General features: G+C 32.9%; 17 protein-coding genes. 10 read left to right on the forward strand and 7 right to left on the reverse strand.

Translation table 11 applies throughout. The features are described 5' to 3' along the window. Window positions 1–26: 26 nt before the first annotated feature. The 5 genes from FUA22_RS11050 to trhO all read right to left on the reverse strand — a co-directional run bounded on the left by FUA22_RS11050 (window position 27) and on the right by trhO (window position 4459). Window positions 27–518: a gliding motility lipoprotein GldH gene (locus FUA22_RS11050; protein ID WP_147768286.1), complete on the reverse strand. Its 492-nt coding sequence runs from the start codon at window positions 516–518 to the stop codon at window positions 27–29. After that, window positions 505–1692 (reverse strand): PSP1 domain-containing protein, encoded by a 1188-nt coding sequence (locus FUA22_RS11055; protein ID WP_147768288.1) that lies wholly within the window; start codon window positions 1690–1692, stop codon window positions 505–507. Before FUA22_RS11055 ends, FUA22_RS11050 begins: the two co-directional genes overlap by 14 nt. A 211-nt stretch (window positions 1693–1903) precedes the next feature. Continuing rightward, the gene (locus tag FUA22_RS11060) at window positions 1904–2134 is read right to left on the reverse strand and encodes a ferredoxin (protein WP_147768290.1); all 231 of its coding nucleotides are present in this window, start codon (window positions 2132–2134) and stop codon (window positions 1904–1906) included. Further along, window positions 2134–3378 (reverse strand): peptidase U32 family protein, encoded by a 1245-nt coding sequence (locus FUA22_RS11065; protein ID WP_147768292.1) that lies wholly within the window; start codon window positions 3376–3378, stop codon window positions 2134–2136. Before FUA22_RS11065 ends, FUA22_RS11060 begins: the two co-directional genes overlap by 1 nt. A gap of 4 nt (window positions 3379–3382) precedes the next feature. Beyond that, window positions 3383–4459: an oxygen-dependent tRNA uridine(34) hydroxylase TrhO gene (gene trhO, locus FUA22_RS11070; protein ID WP_147768294.1), complete on the reverse strand. Its 1077-nt coding sequence runs from the start codon at window positions 4457–4459 to the stop codon at window positions 3383–3385. A gap of 281 nt (window positions 4460–4740) precedes the next feature. Between trhO and recA the strand changes: the two genes are divergently transcribed. The 4 genes from recA (at window position 4741) to FUA22_RS11090 (ending at window position 8335) form a co-directional block, all read left to right on the forward strand. Next, on the forward strand, window positions 4741–5739 hold the full coding sequence (gene recA / locus FUA22_RS11075; RefSeq protein WP_147768296.1) for a recombinase RecA: 999 nt from the start codon (window positions 4741–4743) through the stop codon (window positions 5737–5739). Window positions 5740–5848: 109 nt separating this feature from the next. Next, window positions 5849–6259 (forward strand): hypothetical protein, encoded by a 411-nt coding sequence (locus FUA22_RS11080; RefSeq protein WP_147768298.1) that lies wholly within the window; start codon window positions 5849–5851, stop codon window positions 6257–6259. A 30-nt stretch (window positions 6260–6289) separates the two neighbouring features. Continuing rightward, the gene (locus tag FUA22_RS11085; protein WP_147768301.1) at window positions 6290–6832 is read left to right on the forward strand and encodes an RNA polymerase sigma factor; all 543 of its coding nucleotides are present in this window, start codon (window positions 6290–6292) and stop codon (window positions 6830–6832) included. Continuing rightward, window positions 6833–8335, forward strand: coding sequence for a PorT family protein (locus FUA22_RS11090; protein WP_147768303.1), 1503 nt, complete (start codon window positions 6833–6835; stop codon window positions 8333–8335). A gap of 88 nt (window positions 8336–8423) precedes the next feature. Here FUA22_RS11090 and FUA22_RS11095 read toward each other — a convergent pair whose 3' ends face one another. Continuing rightward, window positions 8424–9158: a lysophospholipid acyltransferase family protein gene (locus tag FUA22_RS11095; RefSeq protein WP_147768305.1), complete on the reverse strand. Its 735-nt coding sequence runs from the start codon at window positions 9156–9158 to the stop codon at window positions 8424–8426. Window positions 9159–9224: 66 nt separating this feature from the next. Here FUA22_RS11095 and FUA22_RS11100 point away from each other — a divergent pair, with 66 nt between their 5' ends. The 3 genes from FUA22_RS11100 to FUA22_RS11110 all read left to right on the forward strand — a co-directional run bounded on the left by FUA22_RS11100 (window position 9225) and on the right by FUA22_RS11110 (window position 11662). Beyond that, on the forward strand, window positions 9225–9455 hold the full coding sequence (locus tag FUA22_RS11100) for a GlsB/YeaQ/YmgE family stress response membrane protein (protein WP_147768307.1): 231 nt from the start codon (window positions 9225–9227) through the stop codon (window positions 9453–9455). 84 nt (window positions 9456–9539) lie between these two features. Next, complete coding sequence (gene trpS / locus FUA22_RS11105) at window positions 9540–10508, forward strand: tryptophan--tRNA ligase (RefSeq protein WP_147768309.1); 969 nt, start codon at window positions 9540–9542, stop codon at window positions 10506–10508. A 95-nt stretch (window positions 10509–10603) separates the two neighbouring features. Then, window positions 10604–11662 (forward strand): twin-arginine translocation signal domain-containing protein, encoded by a 1059-nt coding sequence (locus FUA22_RS11110; protein ID WP_147768312.1) that lies wholly within the window; start codon window positions 10604–10606, stop codon window positions 11660–11662. A 3-nt stretch (window positions 11663–11665) separates the two neighbouring features. Here FUA22_RS11110 and dprA read toward each other — a convergent pair whose 3' ends face one another. After that, complete coding sequence (gene dprA / locus FUA22_RS11115) at window positions 11666–12769, reverse strand: DNA-processing protein DprA (RefSeq protein WP_147768314.1); 1104 nt, start codon at window positions 12767–12769, stop codon at window positions 11666–11668. Window positions 12770–12952: 183 nt separating this feature from the next. Between dprA and FUA22_RS11120 the strand changes: the two genes are divergently transcribed. The 3 genes from FUA22_RS11120 (at window position 12953) to FUA22_RS11130 (ending at window position 15261) form a co-directional block, all read left to right on the forward strand. Then, window positions 12953–14302: an HU domain-containing protein gene (locus FUA22_RS11120; RefSeq protein ID WP_147768316.1), complete on the forward strand. Its 1350-nt coding sequence runs from the start codon at window positions 12953–12955 to the stop codon at window positions 14300–14302. A gap of 82 nt (window positions 14303–14384) precedes the next feature. Then, window positions 14385–14894, forward strand: coding sequence for an acyl-CoA thioesterase (locus FUA22_RS11125; RefSeq protein ID WP_147768318.1), 510 nt, complete (start codon window positions 14385–14387; stop codon window positions 14892–14894). Between the two features lie 154 nt (window positions 14895–15048). Beyond that, on the forward strand, window positions 15049–15261 hold the full coding sequence (locus FUA22_RS11130) for a DUF6515 family protein (RefSeq protein WP_147768320.1): 213 nt from the start codon (window positions 15049–15051) through the stop codon (window positions 15259–15261). The last annotated feature ends 53 nt before the right edge of the window (window positions 15262–15314 follow it).

A 15314-nucleotide genomic window follows, 5' to 3' on the forward strand; every position in this document is an offset into this window, starting at 1 on the left:
GTGAAATCAGACTAAGTGATAATCATTTAGTGTTGAAGCTTTTCAATTCTAAATCCAACATCAGTAATGCCTTCAAGTTCTATCACTCCATTTACCTTTCCATTCTCCCTCATTGCTTGTTGAATGTTAATGGTATACTCCCCGTTTTCTTGAAAAACCACCTGTTCTTTATACCAAAGTTTGTTCTCTTTAACATCGGTATACCCGGTTCCTAATAGCTTTCCGCTAGGGTCTGCCATTTTATACTCTAAAGTATCTTTTATTGTTTTTCCATTAGGAAAGACCATCTCTACAATTAAAAATAAGTTATTGTATTTGTAAGTATTGGTGTTTCTAAGATTAACAAATAAATTATAAGCATTTGTTGAATCTGGAGGTGTTATTTTAAAACTAACAACAGAATCCTTATGCCATTTTTCGGGAATAGATTTATAGGTATCAAATACTCGGTTTGAATCACATGAAACCAATACAAAAGAAAAAATTAAAAAAAATAGCCAAACATTATTTTGCTGCATTTTTACTGTTTTGAGGTTTTCTTCTATTCTTATGGTTTCTTTTATTCTTTCTGTTCCTACTATTTTTACGACGGTTATTCGATTTTGGATTATCGAAACGAGTTAAACTGTCTTGACCTACAACGTTCTCAAACTCTGTTTTAGTATCTTCTATAAGGTCTGAAGCGTATTCTTCAATGCTTGCAACTTTCTTTTTTTGCTTATTTAAAGCAATAATTTCATTGGCCTGATCTGTAGTTATTTTATGCCAATTATTCCATTCTCCTTCATAAGCAAACCACATATGTCTTCTGAAAATATCTGTTTTTTGACATGCAGCAACCCCTTTTTCTGTTTGCAATTTTACATCACTTTTAGGAAAATCTTTTAAAGCATCAAGGTAAGTGTCTAACTCATAGTTTAGGCAACATTTAAGTTTACCACATTGACCTGCTAATTTTTGAGGGTTCAACGATAATTGCTGATAACGTGCTGCAGATGTACTAACCGAACGGAAATCTGTTAACCAAGTAGAACAACATAATTCTCTACCGCAAGAGCCAATACCACCAAGTCTTGAAGCTTCTTGACGGAACCCGACTTGTTTCATTTCTATACGGGTTCTAAACTCGCGTGCAAATACTTTTATAAGCTCCCTAAAATCTACACGCTCTTCAGCTGTATAATAAAATGTAGCTTTACTAGCATCTCCTTGAAATTCAATATCAGATATCTTCATTGATAATTTCAAATCAATAGCAAACTGGCGTGCTTTGACTTTCATAGGTTCTTCCCTATCTCTGGCTTTCTGCCAGATATCGATATCTTTTTGAGATGCTTTTCTGTATATTTTTAAACCTTCTTCAATATTATCGGGTACATTTTTACGTTTCATTTGAACACGCACCAATTCACCCGTAAGAGTTACCATTCCTATATCATGACCCGCTTTAGCCTGTGTAGCCACAAGATCTCCAATACTAAGTGAAAGATTTTCTGTGTTATGGTAGTATTCTTTTCTACCATTTTTATAACGAACTTCTACCCAATTAAAAGGTTTTTCGCCATTAGGAAGAGACATATTTGACAACCAGTCAAAAACAGTTAGTTTATTACAACTGTCTGTACCACAAGTACCATTATTTTTACAGCCTTTAGGTTGGCCATCTTTAGTTGAGCAGCTTGCGCAAGCCATAAATTTATATATTGAATTCGCTAATAATTAGATTATTGCGAAAGACGGTTCATAATTAATTTAGTTTCTCACTTTCACTTCAATATGCTCAGTGACACAGCGAGAATGACAATTTAAGCGATTTTTCGAACTATTGTTTCAAAAAAAATCTTGTCGATGTAAATATAAGATTATTATACTTACCTAGAAATTAGCTTAGTTAAATATATTTCTAAACGTTTTTAACGCTGATAATTTTTACAGGACAAGCTTTTGCGGCTTTATCACAATCTTCAAAAATGAAATTATCTGGATATTTTATAGTAAAAAACCCTTTCTTCTCTATAGCGTGTAATAGCACACTTTTCCCATCTTTTTTCGACATCTGAAAATGATAAGGCGCTAATTCTACACAATAATTGCACCCTATACACTTATTGCGTTGCAAGGTTACTACTACCATTAAGCTTCTACTTTATTTTCAACAATTTTATAAAGTTTGTCTGAAGGTCTGATTCTAAACCCTAAAGGAATTGTTACCGAATCTCCTTTTGTAGCCGCTGTTAATTTTTCATCATTAACCAACATTTCTTCAACCTGTAATTCTTTGGCACCCGTTGTTGGTCCTGTCACTAAAATAGTATCTCCAATACTTAAATCGAAGGCTTCAATCTTGAATTCTCCAATTTCAGGCTTAGGGAAATAGTGCATACCTTTACCAATATACACTTTCTTTTGCGTAGCATGAGACCCAGAACCATTACTCCATTCTCCCAATTTCTGACCTAAATAATATCCATTCCAAAAACCACGATTATAAACAGTTTCTAATGTTTGCATCCAAGAAATTACTTCTTCCTTGTTATAGGTTCCTGCTTCAATGCCATCAATTGCTTCACGGTAACATTTAATCACTTTGGCAACATATTCTGGCGCTCTTCCTCTTCCTTCAATCTTTAAAACTTTTATACCAGCATCAGCTACCTGGTCTAAAAAATCGATGGTACACAAATCTTTAGGAGACATGATATATTCATTATCCAACTCCATTTCAAAACCTGTTTCTTGGTCTATAACTGTATATTTCTTTCTGCAATTCTGTTTACACGCTCCTCTATTTGCTGAAGAATTATGCGAATGCAAACTCATATAACACTTACCAGAAACCGCCATACATAGTGCGCCATGACCAAAAATTTCAATCTCCACCAATTTCCCAGATGGCCCTTTAATTTGATTTTTCTCAATTTGCTCAGTAATCTTTTTTACTTGGCGTAAACTCAATTCTCTACTTAACACCATGGTGTCAGCAAATAGAGCATAAAACTTTACAGTTTCAATATTGGTTATGTTAATTTGGGTTGAAATATGTACCTCAACACCTAACTCTCTAGCCATGTTAATTACCGATTGATCCATAGCAATAACCGCAGTAATATCTGCATCCTTTGCTCTTTTAATCAATGTTTTTATAATAGATAAATCATGGTCATAAATAATAGTATTCAAAGTAAGGTAGGTACGAACATTTTTAGTTTTACATCTGTTGGAGATTTCTTCAAGATCATCTAATGTGAAATTAATAGATGCTCTTGCCCGCATGTTCAGTTGCTCAACTCCAAAATAAATTGAATCTGCTCCATTATCCAAAGCAGCCTGAAGTGATTCAAAGTTTCCAGCAGGTGCCATTAATTCTATATTTTGCATAACCTTATTTCTCTTTATCTACTTTTAAAGTGTCGTAAATATTTCTTAAGTCTTTTTTAAATGGCAGATAATCTGCACGTCCCTTTTTAAAGATATCATTACTATTACCCTGACCTTTTCTTAGGGCTTTTTGCTCCTCATAAGGCAAAGCATGAATGTCTTTACAGTTTGTAGAACAACAATTATTCATTTCTTCTTTACATTCATTACATTGAATGAATAGCAAATGACAAGCATCATTAGCGCAATTGGTATGTACATCGGCTGGTTTACCACATTGATGACAACAAGCTATCACATCGTCACTGATTTTTTCTGCTCTGCGTTCATCAAACACAAAATTTTTACCAATAAACTTATTCTCTAAATTCTGATCTTTTATTTGTCGGGTGTATTCAATTATTCCTCCTTCAAGCTGAAAAACATTTTTAAATCCTTTATGTTTAAAATAAGCGCTAGCCTTTTCACAACGTATACCTCCTGTACAGTACATTACCAGTTTTTTATCGGTTTTATGTTCTTTTAAATCGTCTTCAATAATATCTAAAGATTCTCTAAAAGTATCTACATCAGGTGTTACGGCATTTTTAAAATGACCTATCTCACTTTCGTAATGATTGCGCATATCAACAAGAACCGTATCTTCATCTTCAATAAGTTCATTGAATTTTTCGGCTCCTACATGAACGCCTTTATTTGTAACATCAAAAGTATCATCATTCAATCCATCAGCTACAATCTTATCACGCACTTTAACTTTCAATTTTAAAAAAGACATGTTGTCTTGTTCTACAGCAACATTTAGTCTAATTCCTTTTAAAAAATGAATGGTATCTATATGTGTTTTAAACTCATTAAAACGATCTGCCGGAAGTGAAAGTTGGCCATTAATGCCTTCAGAAGCAATATAAATTCTCCCTAAAACATCTAGCTTATCCCAAATAATGAATAGTTGGTCTCTGAATTCTTGAGGATTCTCAATTTTGACATATTGATAAAAAGAAAGTGTTAATCGATCTTTACCTGCTTTTTCGATTAACTCAGCTCTTTCTTTCGCACTTAATTTATTGTACAGTTGCATGCTATACTAATTTTTTAAGATTAAAGAAATATTTTAAGCGGCAAAGGTACATTATTTACTTAAAACCAACTATTTGGACATAAAAAAAGCACTTTAGAGGCATAAAGTGCTTTTCAGTCAGAATTGAGTTAGTTTTAGTTATAACGTCGTAGGTCTATTTCACAGCAAAGTTTTCCCCACTTTTATACTAGATGCAAATTGTGGAAAAAGGTTGCGTCATAAAATTGTATTGTGCAAAAAGAAGTATTATTTTAGCATGCATAACTTCAGAAAAAAGATAAATGAGTAAAGAAAAAGAAGCTAAATTAAAAGCACTAAAATTAACCTTAGATAAGTTAGATAAAGCATACGGAAAAGGCACCGTAATGAAAATGAGTGATGCAGCTGTTCAAGATGTAGATGCTATTCCTTCAGGTTCTTTAGGATTAGATATTGCCTTAGGCGTTGGTGGATATCCTAGAGGTAGAGTTATAGAAATTTATGGTCCTGAATCTTCAGGTAAAACAACCTTAACGCTACATGCTATTGCCGAAGCTCAAAAAGCTGGAGGTATAGCTGCCTTTATTGATGCAGAACATGCTTTTGACAGGTTTTATGCCGAAAAATTAGGTATTGATATCGATAATTTAATTATATCTCAACCGGATAACGGTGAGCAAGCTTTGGAGATTGCTGATAATTTAATTCGTTCCGGAGCTATAGATATTGTTGTGGTAGATTCTGTTGCTGCCTTAACACCAAAAAGTGAGATTGAAGGTGAAATGGGAGATTCCAAAATGGGGCTTCATGCTCGATTAATGTCTCAAGCTTTGAGGAAATTAACAGCATCTATTAGCAAAACCAACTGTACGGTTATTTTTATTAACCAATTACGTGAAAAAATTGGTGTTATGTTTGGTAACCCAGAGACTACTACAGGTGGTAATGCCTTAAAATTCTACGCTTCGGTTAGGTTAGACATAAGACGCTCTACTCAAATAAAACAAACCGACGGAAGTGTTTCTGGAAATAAAACACGCGTTAAAGTGGTTAAAAATAAAGTAGCTCCTCCTTTTAAAATGGCTGAATTTGATATTATGTATGGAGAAGGTGTTTCAAAAGTTGGAGAGATCCTAGATATTGCCGTAGAATCCGAAATAATTAAAAAAAGTGGCTCTTGGTTTAGTTATCAAGATACTAAATTAGGTCAAGGTAGGGATGCCGTAAAAGCCCTCATAAAGGACAACCCTGAACTCATGGATGAGCTCGAAGCAAAGGTTAGAGAAATAGTAACTTCATAAATAACAAAAAATCCCGAAAATATCGGGATTTTTTAGTTTAATACGCAACCTTTCACTTACTATAGCATCTACAAGTTGTAAACATGTATTTAACCCAAAAAAAATTGCTATGAAAAGAGTTATTATGCTATGTTTAACACTCATTTTTTTTGCATCATGTAGTGTTGATGATGATAGCGCAGATTTCAGTTTTGAAATTTTACCTGTTGAGAGTGTAGATATACCAACAGAATTTGAACTAGGAGAAGTTTATCCTATTACAATTTCTTATTTTAGACCCTCAACTTGTTACGCTTTTAACGATTTTTATTATTTAAAAGACCTTAATGAGCGTACAGTGGCACCAATAAATTATGTTTTTGAACGTAATGATTGTGAAACCCTTGAAGATGAGCTTGTAGAAGTTTCTCTTAATTTTATAGTAACCAATACAGGTTCTTATATCTTTAAATTTTGGCAGGGTGAAGACAACAACGGCGATGGCCAATTCTTAACTATTGAAGTACCTGTAGTTGAGTAAAATTAAGTATTAATTAATGCATGTTTAAGTTTGAGTTTAAATCAACTCATAGAAAATTGTAAAATTAATGATACTAAAGCACAAGGAGAATTATATAAACTTTTTTCAATTAAGTTATTCTCCATTTGCTTAAAGTATTCGCGTAATTATGCAGAGGCTGAAGATAATCTGCAAGATGCTTTTCTAACGATTTTCAACAAAATAGAACAATATAAACATAAAGGTTCTTTTGAAGGTTGGTTAAAACGTATAACGGTTAATACTGCTTTGCAGCGTTACAGAAACGAAAAGGTATTTGATATTATAAACGAAAATGTTATTGAGGATGTTGAGATTGAAGTTGATGAAGACGTCTTTTCACTTGATTTTCTTTTAAAAATCATACAAGAATTACCAGATAGATATAGATTGGTATTCAACCTTTATGTACTTGATGGGTATTCGCATAAAGATATAGCAGACATGCTTAGTATAAATGTAGGAACTTCAAAATCTAATTTGGCAAGAGCTAGACAGATTTTGAAACAGAATATTGAAGATTATAAATTGTCCCGAAGTTTACAATCATTATAAATGAGTGATAAAAAACATATAGATAGGTTATTTCAAGAAAGCTTTAAAGATTTTGAAGCTACTCCCAGTGATGCTGTCTGGAAAAATATTGAAGCTAATCTAAAAAGGAAAAAGAAAAGGCGCGTTATTCCAATATGGTGGCGTTATGCAGGTGTTGCAGCATTACTGTTGTTATTACTTACCGTTGGAGGTGTTTTCAATGGAGATATTGACAATACCAACCCTATTGAAGTAGTAGGAACTGAAAATGACAATACTAGTGACTCGGGTATCAAAACACCTGATAATTTTGAAAACACCACTAATGCAGTTGTTTCAAATTCGAATGAAATAAAAGTGATTTCAGAAGAAAAAGCAACATCAATTAAAAATTCAAATAGAACTATTGTTCTTCAAAAGGAAACCTCTATTGCTGAAACCTCATATTCAAAAAATAAAAACAAGAGTCAGTTTGATAAAAACTTAAAAAACAACTATCCTCCATACTCAAACAATAATGTTATTGCAGAAAATGAGGTTAAGGAAGTTATTCCTAACAATAATAGACTTCCAGATAATGTAGTAAACAATAACAGTATTGCATTGGTTAATACAAATAAGGACAAAACGAATCCTCTTCAAAATAAATCATCAGAAAACAATACTGTTTCTTTCTTTAAAGACAGAATTAAGGAAACCCCCAAGCAGACCATTGCTAAAAATAAAGAAGAAGACAGGACAATTGAAGAAGCTTTGGCTGAAAATAAGGACTTACTGCTTAAAGATGACATAAAAGTAAGCCGATGGACAGTAGCGCCAAATGCAGCACCAGTATATTTTAATACTTTAGGGAATGGGTCATCAATAGATCCGCAGTTTGCCAATAACTCTAAAACAGGAGAAGTTAATATGAGTTACGGACTTTCTGCAAGTTATGCTTTAAATGATAAAATAAGTATCCGTTCTGGTATTAATAAGGTCAATTTAGGGTATAACACGAACGATGTTATTATTTTCCAAACTACTGGATTAAATTCTAGTGCATCTTCCTTACAAAATGTCAAAGGAAATTCTATTAATAATAATTCTTTTGAAAATGTTTCCATTGTTAGTGGACAGAATTTTAATAAAAGTGGAATTCCAGAGTCTTTTGCTTCTACAAACAATTCTATTAATCAAACTTTTGGATTCATTGAAATTCCATTAGAAATTAAGTATGCTTTATCAGATAAAAAATTGGGTGTGAATGTTATTGGCGGATTTAGTTCTTTCTTTTTAAACAATAACCAAATATTTTCTGAGGCTGAAAATGGCACAAGATCCTTTTTAGGAGAAGCTAACAATTTAAATAAAGTGAGTTATAGTGCCAATTTGGGTTTAGGCTTTAACTATAAAATCACTAAGAAATTCGACTTGAATTTAGAACCTATGTTCAAATATCAGATAAATACATTTAACAATACTTCCGGTAGTTTTAAACCCTACATAATTGGAGTTTACACCGGATTCGCCATTAAATTCTAGGTTTTTGGTTAGATCTGGATATGAGTTTTCATTAAGCTCGGAAACTCATATCAAAAGAAAACTGCTCTTCCCCTGAGCAGTTTTTTTATTACTTGAACTTTTGCAGCTGATTAAAAATAATGGTTCTAGATTTTTCGTTTAACACCCTAGTGTCATCAATTGTTAAGCCTTTGGTGGATAAAAATTTATGTATTTTAACACGCATTTTACCGGGGCCTCCACTAAAGAATGTGTAAGAAAATCGTTTTTTGTTGTCTGCAAAGGTAAGAGGCACAATAGGTATCTGATGATTAATAGCTAATCTGAAAGCACCATCTTTAAATTCATCTAATTCTATATGTTCTTCTGGTACACCACCCTCTGGAAAAATGCAAATACTTAACCCAGATTCTAATCGTCTTTGGGCTCTTAAAAAAACAGCTTGCCTACTTTTAGCAGAACTTCTATCTACTAAAATACAAGTTCGTTTATAGAAAAAACCAAACAACGGAATTTTCGCTAACTCCTTTTTACCAACAAAAACAAACGGATTTTTAACCGATACTAGCATCAGCATAATATCTATCATAGAAGTATGATTAGCAATAAACATATAGCTTTTTCCTTTTTCTGGAACCTGATCTCTTTTAAAAGAGTACCTAAAACCCATCCCTATCAGAATAAATTTTGACCAAATACGAGCCAGTTTAAAGAAAAAAGGATACCAAGACTCTTTGGAAATAGAAATTAAAAGAACTGGAAACAGCACAATTATAGGAATTAACACAAGGATGTAAAACCAAATACGGTATAAAGTCCAGAAAATGTATTTAAATACAATCATTGACGTCAAAAATACTATTATAAATTGATTATCTTTAAAACATAATAACTTAAAAATTATATTATTATGGGTTTACTTTATTCTCTATTAATTGGCGGAATTGCTGGTTGGCTAGCTGGAAAATTTATGAAAGGAGGCGGTTTTGGTATTCTACTAAATATTGTAATTGGTATTATTGGTGGCATTGTTGGCGGTTGGTTATTAGGCGATTTATTAACTGGTGTAATTGGAGATATTTTAACTGGAGCAATTGGTGCTTGTGTAATCTTATTTGTAGCGGGTTTGTTAAAAAAATAGTTTTATTAAAAATTTATAGATAAAGTGGCGAAAGCCACTTTTTTTATTGCATAACTTCATTAAATTTGCCGTTTACAACAATTTATGGCAAGAATACTTACAGGAATACAAAGTACAGGTACACCACACTTAGGAAATATTTTAGGCGCAATAATTCCGGCTATAAAAATGGCGGAAAAACCTGAGAACGATTCTTATTTGTTTATAGCAAATTTGCACTCTTTAACCCAAATTAAAGATGCACAAACTTTGCGAGAAAATACATATTCAACTGCTGCTGCGTGGTTAGCCTTTGGATTAGATATTGAAAAAAGTGTATTTTACAGACAAAGTGATGTTCCGCAAGTAACCGAATTAACCTGGTATTTAAATTGTTTTTTTCCATACCAACGCTTAACACTTGCTCATAGTTTCAAAGATAAAGCCGATAGATTAGAGGATGTAAACTCTGGCCTATTCACTTATCCCATGCTTATGGCTGCGGATATTTTAATGTATGATGCCGAAATAATCCCAGTTGGAAAAGACCAAGAGCAGCATATTGAAATGACTCGTGATGTAGCAACTCGTTTTCATGCCAAAGTTGGAGAAACATTCGTTTTGCCAAAAGCCGATATTCAAAAAGAAACCATGCTTATTCCTGGAACAGATGGTGAAAAGATGAGTAAAAGTAAAGGTAATATCATCAATATATTTCTTGCTGATAAAAAACTGCGCAAACAAATCATGTCTATTAAAACAGATAGCACACCATTAGAAGACCCTAAAGACTGGAAGACATGCAACTGTTTTGCCATTTATAGCCTTTTAGCCAGTAATGAACAAAAGGAGTCAATGAAGTCTAATTATGAAAGCGGTGGTTACGGTTACGGACATGCTAAACAAGCATTATTTGATTTAATTATTGAAAAGTTTGAAGTAGAACGTGAAAAATATAACTATTTCATGAACAACCTTGATGAGTTGGATAAGGCGCTTTCTGTGGGGGCTGAAAAAGCAAAATTGGTTGCAAACGACGTCCTTAATAGAGTTAGAGAAAAAGTAGGATATTAATCAAATCTCTATTTCCTTTTACCATTTCTTAGTTTTTTAATTAGGATTTACCTCTAAATTTAATTAGTATATTTAGTGCTATTAATCCGCTTAAAATGAAAACTTCCAGACGATCTTTTATTAAAACAACTGCTTTGGCTGGTGCCGCAACTGTTGCAATACCATCCTACGGTTTTACTATTTTAAAAAAACCAAATCTTTTAAAAGAAACAATTGGTCATGGTGATTTTACATATCGTGTTCATAAGGAGTGGGGAAACTTAGACCGTGTTAATACACCGGTTAAAAACTGTCATGAAATGGTCATGGACTCTAAAGGCAGGTTAATTATGGTGACAGATGAGGTTAAAAACAATATTATTGTTTACGATAAATCTGGAGAGCTTTTAACATCTTGGACACACAACATGAAATCTGGCCATGGATTGACAATTTCAAAAGAAGGAGAGGAAGACATGTTGTTTATTGTTGATAATGGTGGCCGAATCATTAAAACTACAGTTGATGGGAAAGTGCTTATGGAATTACCAGATCCAAGAAAAATTGGTGTTTATGAATCCAATCAGCATTACAGACCAACTGAAACTGCAGTTGCTCCTAATGGAGATATTTATGTTGCCGACGGTTATGGTTCAGACTTTATTATTCAATACAATAAAGATGGGGAATACATAAGAAAGTTCGGTGGTCGTGGTTATGAAGACCATCAATTTAATACCGTTCACGGAGTAGCTATTGATGATAGAGACCCTAACAACCTCACTCTTATGTGCACTTCTAGAAAGCACAATTCGTTTAAACGTTACACTTTAGATGGCAAGTACCTAAGTACCATTTTTTTACCTGGTGCTTTTGTATGTAGACCGGTAATAGATGGTGAAAATTTATATGCGGGTGTGTGTTGGTCTAGATTAAAATATATGGCCCAAACACCAAACTCTGGTTTTGTGACAATTTTAGATAAAAACAACAAGGTAATTTCAAACCCAGGTGGCAAAGAACCCATTTATGAGAATGGTGAATTAAAAATGATGGTTCAAGACATTCCATTATTCCATCATTGTCATGATGTATGCGTAGATGAAGACAAAAACCTTTATATCTGCCAATGGAATGCTAACAAAGCCTACCCCATAAAACTAGAAAGAGTTTAGTTATTATACAACTTCAAACAGTTTTCCTGGAAGCGGTCTGATTATTCCTTTTAATTCCATATTTAGTAGAGTACTTGACACTTTAAAAATGGGTAATCTGCAATTTATAGCAATAACGTCCAACTGCTGTTTTTCGTTATCTTTTAAATAATTATAAATAGTTTTTTCTGTAGCGTCCAACTCAACAAATAATTGCTTTTGTAATACTGGTTTATGGTCATCTTCTAGCTTCCAATTCAAAATATATGGGACATCTAATGGGTTAGTGAGCATCATTGCTTTTTGATGTTTTATCAAGTTGTTACACCCAATACTTTGGCTATCTGTAACTCTCCCCGGAACTGCAAACACATCTCTATTATATGAATTGGCAATATCTGCAGTTACTAAACTTCCACCTTTCTCAGCAGATTCAATTACAATAGTTGCCTCACTTAACCCTGCAATAATTCTATTTCGCTTTATAAAATTATTTCTATCAAAAACATCGGTACTCCAAAAGTCAGAGAAAAACCCACCATTATTTTCAACATCAACCATATACTTTTTATGCACTTTTGGGTAAATCTGATTCAAACCATGCGCTAAACAACCAATAGTTTGTATACCATTTTTTATGGCTGCCTTATGGGCCGTAATATCTGTTCCGTATGCAAAACCTGAAACTATTATGGGGTTATAGGGTTTCAATTGTTCAACCAAATTATTACAAAACGTAATACCATTAGTTGTAATCTTTCTAGTGCCAACAATACTAATTATTCGTTGTTGCTCTAAACTAATATTTCCTGTCTGAAATAATAAAATTGGACCATCAATACAGTGTTTTAGTTTTTCAGGGTAACTCTCTCCTTTGAAATATGAGACTTTTATCTTATTCTCTTTAATAAAGTGTATCTCCTCTCCTGCTGCTTTTAAGTGATTTGACTTATGAATATCTATTAGAATAGCCTGACCAATGCCATCAATTTTAGCTAAGGTTTGCTTCTTTTCTTTTAAAACAGCCTCCGCAGACCCACAAAAAGAAATGAGTCTTTTAGCAGTAATATCACCAATTTTTGGCACATGCTGCAGAGCTAAAGTATAAAGCAAATCATTTTCTGTCATTGAATCTTTTCGGTTTTTTGCTTACAAGAAAGTAAATTTTGGGCAATAATTGAGGTTTTAAATTATTCAAAATCTATTTACAGATTATCGATGATTTCCGATAAAATGTAAAAAATAATCATCTGTTAATAAATAGTTAAGTCTAAACTTTCATGAGAGACATATTTTTTTAACTTTGTTTTCATGCAACTTGAAACCTACATTGGCGATTTACTGTACAGATATGAATGTGTTACTATTACAGGGTTTGGAGCTTTTTTAACACAACGTATATCGGCTTCAATTGATGATTCAACCAACACTTTTTATGCTCCAAATAAAAGCGTGTCTTTTAATGAACAAATTCAAAAAAATGATGGGTTGTTGGCACACTATATTGCAGATGTAGAGAAAATTCCTTTTGAAACTGCCAATAAAAAAATAGAAAAGCGCGTAAAAATTTTAAAGTCTTATTTAACTCAAGGCGAAACGCTTACATTCAAAAATATTGGCGAGATAGTTTTGAATAGTGAAGGTAAAATTTTGTTTGAACCAACTTACCACATAAACTATTTAACAGATTCTTTTGGCCTATCTCAATTTGTGTCTCCAGTAGTTACTAGAGAAGTTTACAAGAAAGAAGTTGAGGACATTGAAAAAGTAGTACCAATTGCTATTACTAGTGAAAGGCGAAAAGCTAAACCTTATTTAAGGTACGCTGCAGTTGCATTAATTGCGTTGACTATAGGTGGTTTTGCGGCTTCTAAGTTTTATGTAAATAAAATTGAAACTTATAACCAATTAGCTCAAGAAGAAGCGCAAAAACAATTAGAAACTCAAATTCAACAGGCTACTTTCAACCTAAATGCATTACCAACCATTACCTTGAATGTTAGTAAACAAACAGGTAATTATCATGTAGTTGCCGGCGCTTTTAGAGTTGAAGGAAACAGTATAAAAAAAATAAAACAACTTAAAGCGGAGGGTTTTAAAGCTAGAGAAATTGGGGTAAATAAATATGGCTTGCATGAGGTTGTTTATGGTAGCTACGAAGATAGAATTGAAGCTTTGCAGGCCTTAAGAGCTATTAAAAAAACTCATAATAAAGAGGCTTGGCTAAAGGTTCAGCCTTTAGGAGGTAGCTCTCAAAAATCTAATTTTACCCTGCATAAAAAACAAGTAGAAAGTACTGAACAATTCGAGCAATCTAGTATTCTCACTAATTCAGGTAAAAATAAAATTATAATTGATAGTGACTTTAAATTTGATAAAAGTCCTAATATTATTCCAATTATAAAAGAAGTTGATGAAGTTGATGGTGGTTTTTATACTGTTATTGGAGCATTTACCGATATTTCAAAAAGAGATGAGTTTTTAACCGTTCTTTCTTCTTCTGGATATAAAAACCTTGGGTTTTTCTTTGATAAAAAAGGTTTAACCTATCTGGTTTTTAATGAAAAATTCAATGATTTAGAATCAGCTAAAAATGCAATGACTGATGAAAAGAACTCTATCTTCAAGGGTAAAATCACTATAGTTAAAGTAGAAAAGTAATTATTTTCTGTTTTAAAATTTACCCTTAATATTTTTAAATTCTTAAAAGCATAGTACCTTTGCCTTCATTAAATTCATGATAATGAAAGGAAAAACACCGAAGCAATCTAAAACAATACTTACTGACATGGTTTTACCAGGTGAAACCAACCCCTTAAATAACCTTTTTGGAGGTGAACTATTAGCAAGAATGGATAGAGCCGCGAGTATTGCTGCAAGACGTCATAGCAGACGTATTGTTGTCACTGCCTCTGTAAATCATGTAGCTTTCAATAGAGCTGTTCCATTGGGAAGTGTGGTTACAGTTGAAGCAAAAGTTTCAAGAGCGTTTAAAACCTCTATGGAGGTTTATATTGATGTTTGGATTGAAGACCGTGAATCTGGTGAAAGAACACAAGCCAATGAAGCTATTTACACTTTTGTTGCGGTTGATGAAACTGGCCGCCCTATTGCAGTTCCGGAAGTGATACCAGAAACAAACCTTGAAAAAGAACGCTTTGATGCTGCTTTACGAAGAAAACAACTTAGTTTGCTTTTAGCAGGAAAAATAAAACCTCACCAAGCTACAGAACTAAAGGCTTTGTTTGAGTAAAAAACTGTTTTGGGCTTTACCTAAAAGTCAGGCTATAAGTTGCAATCTTTTGTTTACTTCACACAAAAGGATTTATATTTCTATCCCTAACACAATTAAACCAATGGTCTCTTTTTAAGTCTAAATAGCATTATGAACCCAAATTTATATTGCTATGAGAACTTTTGTTATTTTAATTTCCGCATTTTTGTTATTAAACTTGTCCTCTTGTGCTACTCATGTAAGTAAAAGACCTGCAAAGGTAACTGTAATAAAAACAGTGCCTAAACATCACAGAATTGTTACCGTAAAAGGTAAACGTTACTATTTTTGGAGCGGAAAACATTATAAGAAAACCAGAAGAGGTTTTGTTCTAGTAAGAGTTTAAAACATTTGTTATTCCTGAATTTGTCTTAGAACTTCATTAGGCTGATAATCAAT

The organism is Seonamhaeicola maritimus, from assembly GCF_008056315.1.
GTDB classification, from domain to species: Bacteria; Bacteroidota; Bacteroidia; order Flavobacteriales; family Flavobacteriaceae; genus Seonamhaeicola; species Seonamhaeicola maritimus.

What these genes read in the sequence shown, in the direction of transcription:
- FUA22_RS11050 (WP_147768286.1), bottom strand. Translation starts at nt 518, where the DNA reads ATGCAGCAAAATAATGTTTGGCTATTTTTTTTAATTTTTTCTTTTGTA.
- FUA22_RS11055 (WP_147768288.1), bottom strand. Translation starts at nt 1,692, where the DNA reads ATGGCTTGCGCAAGCTGCTCAACTAAAGATGGCCAACCTAAAGGCTGT.
- FUA22_RS11060 (WP_147768290.1), bottom strand. Translation starts at nt 2,134, where the DNA reads ATGGTAGTAGTAACCTTGCAACGCAATAAGTGTATAGGGTGCAATTAT.
- FUA22_RS11065 (WP_147768292.1), bottom strand. Translation starts at nt 3,378, where the DNA reads ATGCAAAATATAGAATTAATGGCACCTGCTGGAAACTTTGAATCACTT.
- trhO (WP_147768294.1), bottom strand. Translation starts at nt 4,459, where the DNA reads ATGCAACTGTACAATAAATTAAGTGCGAAAGAAAGAGCTGAGTTAATC.
- recA (WP_147768296.1), top strand. Translation starts at nt 4,741, where the DNA reads ATGAGTAAAGAAAAAGAAGCTAAATTAAAAGCACTAAAATTAACCTTA.
- FUA22_RS11080 (WP_147768298.1), top strand. Translation starts at nt 5,849, where the DNA reads ATGAAAAGAGTTATTATGCTATGTTTAACACTCATTTTTTTTGCATCA.
- FUA22_RS11090 (WP_147768303.1), top strand. Translation starts at nt 6,833, where the DNA reads ATGAGTGATAAAAAACATATAGATAGGTTATTTCAAGAAAGCTTTAAA.
- FUA22_RS11095 (WP_147768305.1), bottom strand. Translation starts at nt 9,158, where the DNA reads ATGATTGTATTTAAATACATTTTCTGGACTTTATACCGTATTTGGTTT.
- FUA22_RS11100 (WP_147768307.1), top strand. Translation starts at nt 9,225, where the DNA reads ATGGGTTTACTTTATTCTCTATTAATTGGCGGAATTGCTGGTTGGCTA.
- trpS (WP_147768309.1), top strand. Translation starts at nt 9,540, where the DNA reads ATGGCAAGAATACTTACAGGAATACAAAGTACAGGTACACCACACTTA.
- FUA22_RS11110 (WP_147768312.1), top strand. Translation starts at nt 10,604, where the DNA reads ATGAAAACTTCCAGACGATCTTTTATTAAAACAACTGCTTTGGCTGGT.
- dprA (WP_147768314.1), bottom strand. Translation starts at nt 12,769, where the DNA reads ATGACAGAAAATGATTTGCTTTATACTTTAGCTCTGCAGCATGTGCCA.
- FUA22_RS11120 (WP_147768316.1), top strand. Translation starts at nt 12,953, where the DNA reads ATGCAACTTGAAACCTACATTGGCGATTTACTGTACAGATATGAATGT.
- FUA22_RS11125 (WP_147768318.1), top strand. Translation starts at nt 14,385, where the DNA reads ATGAAAGGAAAAACACCGAAGCAATCTAAAACAATACTTACTGACATG.
- FUA22_RS11130 (WP_147768320.1), top strand. Translation starts at nt 15,049, where the DNA reads ATGAGAACTTTTGTTATTTTAATTTCCGCATTTTTGTTATTAAACTTG.